The sequence below is a fragment of the Streptomyces sp. TAA486 genome, assembly GCF_000426165.1.
The window spans coordinates 186504-198779 of sequence record NZ_AUEV01000007.1 but is presented as its reverse complement, the minus strand read 5'-3'; the positions used below and the strand labels follow the sequence as shown (position 1 = coordinate 198779).

At 69.8% G+C, this 12276-nt stretch carries 8 protein-coding genes, 1 tRNA gene and 1 pseudogene; 1 reads left to right on the top strand and 9 read right to left on the bottom strand.

The genetic code is table 11. The features are described from left to right. Window positions 1–32 precede the first annotated feature (32 nt). The 7 genes and pseudogenes from I004_RS0111685 to I004_RS0111655 form a co-directional block, all read right to left on the bottom strand. The gene (locus I004_RS0111685) at window positions 33–407 is read right to left on the bottom strand and encodes a VOC family protein (RefSeq protein WP_028435643.1); all 375 of its coding nucleotides are present in this window, start codon (window positions 405–407) and stop codon (window positions 33–35) included. 110 nt (window positions 408–517) lie between these two features. After that, complete coding sequence (locus I004_RS33490; protein WP_051344975.1) at window positions 518–1978, bottom strand: SidA/IucD/PvdA family monooxygenase; 1461 nt, start codon at window positions 1976–1978, stop codon at window positions 518–520. Between the two features lie 59 nt (window positions 1979–2037). Continuing rightward, complete coding sequence (locus I004_RS33485; protein ID WP_078511089.1) at window positions 2038–3666, bottom strand: pyridoxal-dependent decarboxylase; 1629 nt, start codon at window positions 3664–3666, stop codon at window positions 2038–2040. A 273-nt stretch (window positions 3667–3939) separates the two neighbouring features. Further along, window positions 3940–5787, bottom strand: a complete 1848-nt coding sequence (locus tag I004_RS33480) for a coagulation factor 5/8 type domain-containing protein (protein WP_486579932.1) — start codon at window positions 5785–5787, stop codon at window positions 3940–3942. A 376-nt stretch (window positions 5788–6163) separates the two neighbouring features. Then, a complete protein-coding gene (pepN, locus tag I004_RS0111665) occupies window positions 6164–8695 on the bottom strand; it encodes an aminopeptidase N (protein WP_028435642.1) in 2532 nt (843 codons plus the stop codon). Window positions 8696–8755: 60 nt separating this feature from the next. Beyond that, window positions 8756–9527: pseudogene (locus I004_RS33475) on the bottom strand (transcriptional regulator). 110 nt (window positions 9528–9637) lie between these two features. After that, a tRNA-Leu gene (locus I004_RS0111655) sits at window positions 9638–9713 on the bottom strand. A 95-nt stretch (window positions 9714–9808) separates the two neighbouring features. Between I004_RS0111655 and I004_RS0111650 the strand changes: the two genes are divergently transcribed. Further along, window positions 9809–10483 (top strand): response regulator, encoded by a 675-nt coding sequence (locus tag I004_RS0111650; RefSeq protein WP_028435641.1) that lies wholly within the window; start codon window positions 9809–9811, stop codon window positions 10481–10483. Between the two features lie 142 nt (window positions 10484–10625). Here I004_RS0111650 and I004_RS0111645 read toward each other — a convergent pair whose 3' ends face one another. Together I004_RS0111645 and I004_RS0111640 are read right to left on the bottom strand one after the other, a co-directional pair. Further along, entirely contained in the window at window positions 10626–11342 is a 717-nt protein-coding gene (locus I004_RS0111645) for an ABC transporter ATP-binding protein (RefSeq protein ID WP_106965322.1), read from the bottom strand. Continuing rightward, entirely contained in the window at window positions 11339–12274 is a 936-nt protein-coding gene (locus tag I004_RS0111640; RefSeq protein ID WP_028435639.1) for an ABC transporter ATP-binding protein, read from the bottom strand. The genes I004_RS0111645 and I004_RS0111640 overlap by 4 nt, the downstream gene beginning before the upstream one ends. Window positions 12275–12276 lie beyond the last annotated feature (2 nt).

Below are 12276 nucleotides of genomic sequence, written 5' to 3'. Positions count from 1 at the left end.
GAACCGCACCGGCCCGCGCCGGGGATCATGGATCATTCAGGCCCGTCGGGATGGTGGCAGACGGCCTCCACGTTGTTGCCGTCCGGGTCGCGCAAGAACGCGCCGTAGTACGACTCGTGGTACTCGGGCCACAGCCGCGGCGCGTGCAGCACCTGCGCACCGGCCTTGACCGCGGCCTCGTGGAAGGCGTCGACGGTGGCACGGTCCGGCGCCGCGAACGCGATGTGCACCTCGCGGGCCTCGCCCCCGGTCGCCGGGCCCAGCCAGAAGGCGGGGCCGGCGCTGCCGTAGCCGATGACCTCCCCGAAGTCGAGAACGCGGCCGGCGCCCAGTGGCGCGAGCACGGCGTCGTAGAAGGCGGCCGATGTCGAAGGGTCCTGGGCCTGAATCGAAATGTGATCGAACATCCCGGCAGTCTTCCACCCCGGCGGCGCCCTGTCAGCGGCTCTCGGGAATCAGCGCCACGGTCCTGACTCCCTGGAGTGCGTGCGCCTCGTGCAGCCCCCTGCGTGAGGCCCTACGTCATACGCAGCGGACGGAAATCCGCGTGCTGCCGGTCCGCCTGCTCGGCCACGCCGGGGGAGCCGTTGGCCAGCGCACCCTCCGGGCGCAGTCCGAACGTCGTGAACGCCGTACGGCGCGGAAGCCGGTAACGCTCCTCACCCGTCAGCGAGTTGAGGATCACCGCGCTGCGGTGCGCCGCCAGACCCAGATCGGGCGCGCCCACACCGTGCGTGTGCCGCTCGGCGTTCTGCACATAGACCGAGCCCGACACCGACCGGTCCGTCACCAGCCGGTAGTGCTCGTCGACCCGGACACGGTCGGACGCGTCCCGCCGCAGCCACGGCTCCAGCGAAGCCAGCACACCCCCCAGCGGGCGCTCCCGGTACCCCGTCGCCAGAACCACCGCATCCGTCGCCAGCCGCGTGCGCACGTCCTGCTCGGTGTGCTCCAGATGCAGTTCCACCCGTGTCGCACCGATGCGCCCCGCTGTGCGGACCGCCACCCCCGGTGTGAGCACCGCGTCCGGCCAGCCGCCGCCCAGCGTGCGGTGGTACAGCTCGTCGTGGATCGCGGCGAGAGTGTCGTGGTCGACCGCCTTGTGCAGCTGCCACTGCCGGGGGACGAGACGATCCCGCACCGGCTCGGGCAGGCCGTGGAAATAGCTCGTGTAGTCCGGGGTGAAGTGCTCCAGCCCCAGCTTGCTGTACTCCATGGGCGCGAACGCCGCGCTGCGCGTGATCCAGTGCAGTCCCTCACGGCCCGCGGGCCGCTGCCGCAGCAGATCGAGGAACACCTCCGCACCCGACTGGCCCGACCCGACGACCGTGACGTGCCCGGCCTCCAGAAGCCGCTGACGGTGGTCGAGGTAGTCCGAGGAGTGGATGACGGGCGCCCCGGCGCCCACCGACGAGGCCAGAGAGCGCAGCGGCTCCGGCACATGCGGCGCCGTGCCGACGCCGAGAACCAGGTTGCGGGCGTACGAACGGCCCTGCGCCGCAGGCCCGTCGGCGTCCTGCCGGGTGACGTCGACCTCGAACAGGGCTGCTTGGGGATCCCACCGCACAGCGTCCACACGGTGGCCGAAGTGAAGGCCGTCGAGCCCTTCGCAGACCCAGCGGCAGTACGCGTCGTACTCGGTGCGCTCGATGTGGAAGCGCTCCGCGAAGTAGAACGGGAAGAGCCGGTCCTGCGCCTTGAGGAAGCTGAGGAAGGACCACGGGCTGGCCGGGTCGGCGAGGGTGACCAGGTCGGCCAGGAAGGGGACTTGGAGCGTGGCGCCCTCGATAAGCATGCCGGGGTGCCAGTGGAAGCCCTGCCTCTGCTCGTAGAACGCGGTACGCAGACCCGGGATGCCGTGCGCGAGAGCGGCGAGGGAGAGATTGAACGGGCCGACGCCGATTCCCACGACATCCAGGGGCGGCGATTCGGCACCTCCGCTGGAACCGCCCCCGTCGGGCCGTCGCTGCCCCGGCACCGCGGACGTCAGTTTCGACGCGGCGGGGGGCCGGGCCGTGCGCGATTCGTCGGCTGTCGTCATGGGCGGAGGCTCCTTGCGGTGCTGGTGATGCTGTCGACGGGCGCGGGCCGAGGACGCGGGGGCGAGAGCGATGACGGATCGGCCGCCGCGTGAGACGGCGAAGCCGCTCCCGCATCGGGGAGGGCATCGCGTACGAGCTTGAGCAACGACTCCAGGTCGCTGCGTCGCGTGTACGGGTTGAGCAGCGTGGCCTTCAGCCACAGGTCCTCGCCGCCGCTTCCGGCCCCGGCCCCTGCCCCGGCTGCGCACGCACCGATGTCGGCCCGGCCCAGCACCGCAGTGCCGTCCGCCATCAGGCGGCGCCTGACGGAGGCCACCGCCGCACCGTCCGCGCCCACCGGACGGAACAGCACCGTCGACAGCTCCGGCCTGGCGAACAGCTCCAACTCCGGGTCGGCCGCGACGAGTTCCGCCAGCGAATCCGCCACGGCGCAGGTCCGCTCCACGAGCCCGGCCAGCCCGCTGCGGCCGAGGGCGCGCAAGGTGACCGCCACCTTCAGCACGTCGGGACGGCGCGTCGTACGCAGCGAACGCCCCAGCAGATCCGGCAGTCCGGCGTCGCAGTCGTCATCTGCGTTGAGGTAGTCGGCGCGGTGGTCCAGCGGCGACAGATCCCGCTCGTCCGGCACCACGAACATCCCCGCCGCCACCGGCTGCCAGCCCAGCTTGTGCAGATCCAGGGTGACGCTGTCGGCCCGCTCCAGACCCGAAAGAGGCCCGCGCAGCCGCCGGCTGAAGAGCAGCATGCCGCCGTACGCCGCATCCACATGCAGCCTCGCGCCGAACTCCGCGGCGACATCGGCCAGTTCGCCGAGAGGGTCGATCGCGCCAGCATCGGTGGTGCCGGCGGTGGCGACCACGAGGACCGGAGCGCCCCGCCCCTGCCCGGTGAGAGCCGCACGCAGTGCGTCAGGGGCGAGTACTCCGCCGGGAGCCGGGACACGCAACGGCTCGGGCAGGCCCAGCAGCCATGCGGCGCGGTGCACGCTGTGGTGTGCGTTCGCGCCGCATACGACCCGGACATCCGGGCCGAGCCGCTCACGGGCCAGCAGCACGCCCAGCTGATTCGACTCCGTACCGCCCGTGGTCACCAGGGCGTCGGGGACCGCCGTCCGGCCGCGTGCGGCCCCCTCCTCGCCGCGCCCGCCGTCACCCCCGGCCCCGTCGTCGTACACGAGCCGAGCCAGCGCCCTGCACGTCCGCGCCTCCAACTCCGAAGCGGCAGGCGCCTGATCCCACGAATCCATCGACGGATTCAGCGCGCTCGCCCCGAGATCCGCCGCGGCCGCCACCGCGAGCGGGGGGCAGTGCAGATGTGCCGCGCACAGCGGATCCGCAGGGTCGGCGGCCCCCTCCGCCAGCATGCGCACCAGCGAACCCAGTGCTTCCCGCGCGCCGCTGCCCTGCTCGGGGATCACGCCGTCGCGCAGCACCTCGGCGACGTCGGCGGCCACCTGCCTCGGCCCGCCGCTCGGCAGGGGACCGCAGCGCCGCACCGCCCCCTCCTGAAGAGCGTCGATCACCACACCGGTCAACGGACGCAGCGCGGCGGCTCCTTCGGCGCCACCCGCGAGCAGCGGGGCACGGGCACCGTCGGTGGGCGCGGAGGAGGGCGGGAGCGGCATGAGCGGGAATCCTTCGCCGTCGCGGTCCCACACCCCCCGGTCCGGCGAGCACACAAGCGGTGCCCGCCGGACCGGGAAGGAGTGGTGAGGTAGCCCTAACCTACGTGCGAGCGGCGCCTGTTGATCTCGTCTCGGGCCTGGTTCGCCCGAAGGGGTGATCTTCATGACGGAGGCTCCCCGGGGTCCACTCGTCCCGGGGAGCCTCCCGCTTCGTCAGGCGGACGCTGCGGCTTGGAGCGCCTGCGTCGCGTCGACCGCGTCACGGCACCGGCGTCACGGATACGCGGTGACCGTGGCCACGTTCTTGTCCGCGTTCGCGGGGCCGCCCGTGTTGTTGACGACGTGCTCGATCGTGCCCGTACCGCCGAGCGACACCGACGTCATGTGAAGCAGCTTCACGCCCTGTGCCTGCGGCACCTCGAAGGAACGGTCCGCGACGACCGACTTGTTGACGTTGAAGAAGCAGTAACTCCCCAGCCCGAACGCCTGGTGGTCGGTGACGGAGTCGTCGATCTTGTAGGCCGCGAAGCCCCGCGTGTCACCGTTCATCCAGGAACCCTGGTCCGGCGGGTCGTAGGGCATCTCGTTCTGGAAGAAGTAGGTGCGGCCACGCTCGCCGTTCCAGATGACCTGGTACTTCTTGTAGTGCTCGGCGAACAGCCCGTACGCGGTCACGTCGTCGCCGTTGACGATCAGGCCCGTGTCGGCGGGGTTGGTGTCCCAGCCGACTCCGTCGCCGTGGTCGGCGCGCCAGAGCCACAGATGGTCCGCTATCACGTGCGAACTGTTGACCACGAGGCTCGTCTCCGACTTCGCGGCGCCGATGCCGCCGATGCGGATGAACACGTCATGCAGCGACGTCGGGTTGGCGGAGTGGTCCGCGTCTGCGCCCTCCGGGCCGACCTCGACCAGCGTTGGCGAGTTCTCCTTCCCCGCGTCGACGAGGAACCCGGCGAGCTTGACCCCGTCGACGTCCGCGACCGTCAGCACCGCTTTGCCGCTCGTCGGCATGAGCGTCGCCAGCCCCAGGCCCAGCAGCACCGTGTTCTTCTTCGTCACCGCCAGCGGCTCGTCCAGCTCGTAGACGCCCGGTGTCAGCAGCAGATGCTTCCCGTCCGCCAGCGCCGAGTTGAGGGCCGAGGCCGAGTCGTCCGCCTTCGCGATGTGGAAGTCACCCAGCGGCAGCGACTCGCCCTCCGGGGCGCCGCCGGACCAGCTCGCGCCGGTGGAGTCCTCGCGCAGCGCCGGCACGAACACCTGGTAGCCGCCGTCCTTGTCGACGTACAGGAAGGGCTTCTCGCGCACCTTCGGCGTGGCCTCGACGGTGGTGTACGGGCGAGTGGGGAAGCCGTCGCCGCCGGGGGCGTTCTTCGCGCCCACGAAGACCATGTTCCAGTTCGACCCCGACCAGCTGCCCCACTCGGTGTTGCGCGAGAGCCACTGCTGCTGCGAACCGGAGCGCACCTGCCCGTCCACCACGGTGTCGGCCATCAGGCCGCCGCTGGACCAGCCGCCGTCGTCCAGTTCCAGGTCTCCCTTCACATGCATGCGGCGGTACGGGGCGGCCTGGGAGACCGCCCAGCGGTCCTTGCCGCCCGACGGGGTCACCGAGATGCCCTCGGCCGCACGCCAGAAGTTCTGCGTGGCGTTGCCGTCGAACCAGTCGGCCTCGGCGTGGACCGCGCCGGAGACCTTCACGTCGTCAGGGGTCAGCCCGAGCCCCGCGACCTGGGTGAAGAAACCGACGTTCACATCGACGTCGTACGAGCCCGGCTTGAAGAGGAAGGCGTGGCGCCCCTTGCCGAACTGGGCGGTCTCCTGCTCTTTGAAGACCGAGTCGACCTTCGCCTGGATGTCCCCGGCGGAGGTGTCCGGGCCGAAGACGGAGACGTTCGGACCGAAGTCGGGCTCTGCGGCGGAAGCGCCGGAGAGGGCGGTGAGGGCGGAGGCCGCTCTGGGGGCGGCGGCGACGCCGAGGCCGCCGAGCCCTGCGGCGGCGAGTGTCGCCAGCACCGTGCGGCGGCGGACGGCGGGCCGGGACGGTGAAGCGGGGGCGTCCTGGGCGCCCGGCGCGATGCCGGGCCCCTCGGTGCCGTGGGGCGAGTGGGGTGTGGGGGACATGCGGGTCCAACTCCTCGACGGTGTCAGGATGGTGAGAGGACCGTAGGTCTGGACTAATGACGGGTCAAGACTAAAGTTAAGACCTGAGAAAAGTGCGGCGAAGCACACAGGACGGAGCTGGGGCGGGACCGGAACGGGCACCTCCCGGACCAGGAAGAACAGAACCGGCCGGTCACGGCAAGTTGAGGCGACTGACCGGCAGAGGACTGCCCCCGCCGGCGAGGGCGGGATCAGTCGCCACGGCGGAGCAGGCGTCCTCTGGCGGAGGCTCAGCCGGGGCGCACGATCGCGCCCCCGTCCAACGCCCCGGTGCGGGTGGGCCGTTGGCCCCCGAACTCCTCGGTTCACCGGCTCCGCACACAGGACCCGCAGCTGGTCACCCGGCCGCCTCCCGGACCCGCAATGCGCGCCGCAGATCGTCCAGCTGATCGGCCAACTCCCGCCGCAACGTCGGCGTCACACCCTCACCGTCCACGAAGTCAGCCCCACGGCGCAGCACCGCCTCGTCGACGACCGTACGAGGAAACGCCATCCGCCCCACGATCGCCGCCACGGCGGCACCGCGCCGAGCGGCCACGGGCACCGCATCCGGGAAGTACCGCTCCGCGAAACCGCCCTCCTCCAGCAACTCCCGCTGCTCCGGCTGCCAGAAGCCCTGCGCCGTCGCCCGCAGCAGATGGTTCGACAGCTCGTCCGAGACGAACATCGCCTCCCACGCCGCCTCCTTCATGGCCGCGTCCGGCAACGCCGCCCGGCAACGCGCAGCACCCTCCCGGCCCGTCGCACTCGGATCGGAGGCCAGCTCCGCGTCGATCTCCGCGGTGCCCGCCGCACCCAGCACCGACAGACGCAGCAGCAGCCGCCACCGCAACTCCGCGTCCAGCACCGGGCCGCCGGGCACCGAACCGCTCTCCCACCAGCCGTACAACTCCCCGGCATCCGGGGCACAGTCGACGAACTGACGCACCGCCGTCAGACGCCGCCCCGGCACATCCCCCTCCGCCGCCGCACTTCCGGTACGCGACAGCACCTCCCGGCAGACACCGGTCAGCAACTCCAGTGCCGCGTCACGCCGTTCCGGCGGCAGGAACCGGTCCGCGACCGTGCCGCGCGCGAACGACAGCACCTCCTGCAGGACCGCCACCTCCGGCTCCGACGGAGCGTGGTCCCGCACCGCCTGAAGGAACTCCCACGGAGGCAGCTCCGCGTCCCGCACCATGTCCCGTGCGGCGTTCCAGATCACCCCGCGCGACAGAGCGTCCGGAAGACCCGACAGCGTCCCTCGCGCCGTCCGCCACGAGACCTCGTCCAGACGCACCTTCGCGTACGTCAGATCACCGTCGTTCAGCAGCAGCAGATCAGGACGTGGCCCTTCCGCGACAAGCACCGACTCCGCCTCGTCCGCCGCCACTTCACGCTCGACACGCTCCCGCAGCACCAGACGGCGGGGATCCGCCGGCGCCACGTCGTAGAGCCCCAGCTCCAGCTGATGCGGACGGCTTCCCTCGCGTCGCAGTGCCACCGACCACTGCCCGCTGCCCTCGTCGACCCGCGGCGTGAACGTGTCCACGCCGGTCGTTCGCAGCCAGCGCTCCGCCCAGCCGGGCACATCCCGGCTCGACGCCCCAGCCAGCGAACCGATGAAATCCGCCAGCGCCGCGTTCCCGAAACGATGCCGCGTCAAATGCCTGTTGACGCCCGCCAGGAAGTCCTTCTCGCCCAGCCACGCCACCAGCTGACGCAGCGCCGACGCGCCCTTCGCATACGAGATCCCGTCGAAATTCAGCGACGCCGAAGCGGTGTCGGGCACCGACTCCGGCTCCGGAGCCACCGGATGCGTCGACGGACGCTGATCCGCGTCATAGCCCCAGCCCTTGCGCGCCACCGCGAAGTCCGTCCACATGCCGGAGAAGCGCGTCGCCTCGCGCAGCGTCTGATAGCCCATGTACTCGGCGAAGGACTCGTTCAGCCAGATGTCGTCCCACCAGCGCAGCGTCACCAGATCTCCGAACCACATGTGCGCCATCTCGTGCGCCACCGTCACGCCACGCGTACGCCGGTCCAGATCCGTCACCGCCGACCGGAACACGTACTCGTCCTTCAGCGTCACCAGCCCCGGATTCTCCATCGCCCCGGCGTTGAACTCCGGTACGAACGCCTGGTCGTAGGAGTCGAACGGATACGGCTCGTCGAAGACCTCGTGATACCGGTCGAAACACCGCCGGGTGATGTCCAGCAGCTCTTCGGCATCCGCGTCCAGGAACTCCGCCAGCGAGCGCCGCACATGAAGACCGAACGGCAGCCCGGCGTGCTCCGTACGCACCGAGTGGTACGGACCCGCCACGACCGCCACCAGATACGTGCTCAGTGGCGGCGTCGGCGCACACTCCCAGCGGCCCTTCGACGTCTTGCGCGCGATGCCGTTGCCGAGCACCGTCCAGTCGTCCGGGGCCGTCACCGACACCTCGAAGACCGCCTTCAGATCCGGCTGGTCGAAACACGCGAACACCTGCGGGGCGTCGTCCAGGAAGCACTGCGTGTACAGATACACGCGCCCGTCTGCCGGGTCCGTGAAGCGGTGCATTCCTTCACCGACCCGCGAATACGGCATCCGCGCCTCGACCCGCAGCTCGTGGGCCCCCTCCGCAAGGCCCCGCAGCCACAGCCGGCCGTCGAACGCACTGCTCGCGTCCAGCGCGGCCCCGTCCAGCTCCGCGCGCAGAAGCTCGACGGCCCGCACATCCACGAACGAGTCCGCCCCGCTCCGGCCCTCCTTCACCGAGAAGCGCACGGTCGTCGCCGACCCGAACTCCTCCTCGCCACACGTCAGATCGAGATCGACGACATATCGCTCCACTTCGAGGAGCCCGGCCCGCGTACGCGCCTCATCGCGCGTCAGAGATGACATGGGGGCAATGCTGCCGCACCTTCCGTGACGGCCGCATCGGACCAAAGCCGGGGCACGGGGTCAGTATTTCGGCCCGACGTGCGCGTCCATGAGTGCGACGGAGGCGCGGCGTGCGACGGAGATGTTGAGCGGGGTGCCGCGACGGGTCAGGGCCGTCCATTGCACTCCGAGCCGGTCCAGGGTGTCGGTGTAGATATTCCTGATGCCGTCGGACTTGTTGGTGAAGAAGTAACGAGGGTATTCGTATCGCTTGCGCTTCCCCGCAACCGTCCGCGTCGTCCAATTCGTGATGCGGCAGCCGTCCGAGTGGATCAGCCCGCGTACGAGATTCCGACGGGTGCGCCTCGACGATCTGCTGCTGCCATGGCTCAAGTTCGATGCACCGTTCGTGCTTCCTGCCCGGGCCGTGCTGAGGGAACAGGCATGGCCAGTGCGGGTTGTACGCCGTGACCGCGACGCAGTCCTGCCGCTGGACCCGGAAGACGTTGTTTCCAGGACGGACTGTCTTGACCGCCCGGGCACATTCGTCGATGAGTCCGGGCCAGGCGTCCGCGCATGCGATGCGCAACGAGTACGTCCTCGCGAGTCGGCTGACGCATCCATCACCGAGGTAAAGGCCGAGGAGATAGGCATAGCCGGGTCCGTCGGCGGGAGGAACGGGAGGGTTGGCGCACCGGCAGCACTGGGCCGCACCGGGACGCAGAGGCAGCAGCCGCGTCTGCCAAGTCCGAAGCGTCCACCGGGAGATGCCGGTCTGCTTGCTCACGGAGTTGAGGCTGCGCCCCTGCGCGACGAGAGCCAGGGCCTGCTTACGGATTGTGACGTCGTACATGCACGCGAGCATGCCGAGCTGATGTACGACGTGCAGGAATTCGAGGCCGGATGCCTTCGTGCGAAGGAAGATCAGCGATATCGCTTGCAGTCTTGGAATCGAAGGTGAAGTGCCCCGGGTCGGACTCGAACCGACACTGTATGGGTTTTGAATCCATTGCCTGCTGCCAAATTGGGCTACCGGGGCCAGCACATCAAAGGTCCAAGACCACCTGCTGTGCGACCACCTTACAGGACCCCGGTACCCTCGTACCTCCTACCTGTGCGGAAACGAGGAGCCCAGTGAGCACCGCGGACATCCCCGAGCCTGACAACTCCGACTCCGACGCCTCCGCTGCCGGGGAGCAGAGCGCCCATGTGCCTCCGCTGACCACGCGAGTGGTGATCGCGGAGGACGAGGCGCTGATCCGGATGGATCTGAAGGAGATGCTGGAGGAGGAGGGCTACTCCGTCGTCGGTGAGGCCGGTGACGGGCAGAGCGCGGTGGACCTGGCACGGGAGCACCGCCCGGATCTGTGCATCTTCGATGTGAAGATGCCGGTGCTGGACGGGATCTCCGCGGCCGAGCAGGTCGCGGAGGAGAGCATCGCGCCGGTGCTGATGCTGACGGCGTTCTCGCAGCGGGAGTTGGTCGAGCGTGCGCGTGACGCGGGCGCGATGGCGTATTTGGTGAAGCCGTTCAGCAAGAGCGACGTGGTGCCGGCGATCGAGATGGCGGTGTCGCGGTTCACGGAGATGCGGACGCTGGAGAAGGAGGTCGCGGATCTCTCGCAGCGTCTGGAGACGCGGAAGCTGGTGGACCGGGCGAAGAGCGTGCTGCAGACGCAGTACGGGCTGACGGAGCCGGCGGCGTTCCGCTGGATACAGAAGACGTCGATGGACCGGCGGCTGTCGATGCAGCAGGTCGCCGAAGCCGTGATCGCGGACGGCGAGGAGCGCAAGCAGCAGGATCGGTGATGGCGGGCAGACGTCCGGCCGGAGCGTGATCGCGCAGTGTGGATCACTGGGGCCGGTGTCGCCGCCGCAACGCGAGTGGGCCGCCCCCCGTCATCCGGGAGGCGGCCCACTCGCGTGTGACCGTGTGCGGCTGTGCCGCGGGTCAGTCCTCGCCGAGGTACGCCTTGCGTACGGACTCGTCGTGCATGAGTTCCTGGCCGGTGCCGGAGAGGGCGATGGTGCCGATCTCCATGACGTGGCCGTGGTCGGCGAGGGAGAGCGCGGCCTGGGCGTTCTGTTCGACGAGAAGGATCGTTGTGCCCTGCGCCTTGAGCTCGGTGATGGTCTCCATGATCCTCTGCATCATGATCGGCGAAAGGCCCATTGAGGGCTCGTCGAGCATGAGCAGCTTGGGCTGCGACATCAGGGCGCGGCCCATGGCGAGCATCTGCTGCTCACCTCCGGAGAGGGTGCCGGCGGCCTGGCCACGGCGTTCTCCGAGGATGGGGAAGAGCTCGTAGGCGCGCTCGATGTCCCGCTGTATGCCTGCCGGGTCCTTGCGGAGGAAGGCGCCGAGCTGGAGGTTCTCGGTGATGGTGAGGCGGGGGAAGATGCGGCGGCCTTCGGGGGAGTGTGCGAGCCCCTTGGCGACGATCTTGTGCGCGCCCATGTCGTTGATCACTTCGCCGTCGAAGGTGATCTTTCCGGCGAGGGGCTTGAGAAGGCCGGAGAGGGTGCGCAGGGTCGTCGTCTTGCCGGCGCCGTTGGTGCCGATGAGGGTGACGACCTCGCCGGCCTCGACGCTGAAGGAGATTCCCTTGACGGCTTCGATCTTGCCGTAGGCGACGCGGAGGTCGTCGACTTCGAGGAGTGGCATCAGGACCGCTCTCCCTTCGGGTTCTCGTCGCTCCCGGCGGGGGCGGCCGCGGCGGCCCCGGATTCTTCGGCGCCTCGGTGCTCCGCTTCGCGGACCTCCGCGGCCTCTGCCTCGCCGGGCTCGCCCTCGAAGGGTGTGCCGAGGTAGGCGGCGACGACTCGTTCGTCGGCCTGCACCGTCTCCGGTGAGCCTTCGACGAGTTTCTCGCCCTGTACGAGGACGGCGACGCGGTCGCAGAGGTTGAAGATGAAGCGCATGTCGTGCTCGATGACGAGTACGGCTGTGCCCTGTTCCCGTACGGCGAGGACGAGGTCGCGGGTCGCGCTGGTCTCGCCGGCGGTCATGCCCGCGGTGGGCTCGTCGAGCAGCAGCAGGCCCGGTTCGCTGGCGAGGGCGCGGGCGATCTCCAGCTTGCGCTGTTCGCCGTAGGGGAGGTTGCGGGCAAGGTGTTCGCGCTTGTCGGCGAGGCCGGTGAACTCGAGGAGTTCCATGGCCTTTTCCTCGGAGGTGCGTTCGGCCTTGCGGAAGCCGGGGCCGCGCAGGAGCGCGGAGAGCAGGCCTTCCTTGGTGCGTGTGTGGCGGCCGACGAGGACGTTCTCCAGCACGGTCATGTTGGAGAAGAGCCGGATGTTCTGGAAGGTGCGTGCGATGCCTGCCTTGGTGACCAGGTGGGAGCGGTGCGGCAGCACCGTTCCCTTGTAGGAGACCTGGCCCTCGGTCGGTATGTACAGGCCGGTGAGGCAGTTGAAGAAGGTGGTCTTGCCGGCGCCGTTGGGGCCGATGAGACCGACGATCTCGCCGCTGTCGACATTGAGGTCGACGTTGCGCACGGCGGTGAGGCCGCCGAAGCGCATGGTGACTCCGGAGGCCCGCAGCACGTCGGTGCGTCCTGCGGGCACGGCGTCCTGCACGCCGGTTGTCGTTGTGGTGGTCATCG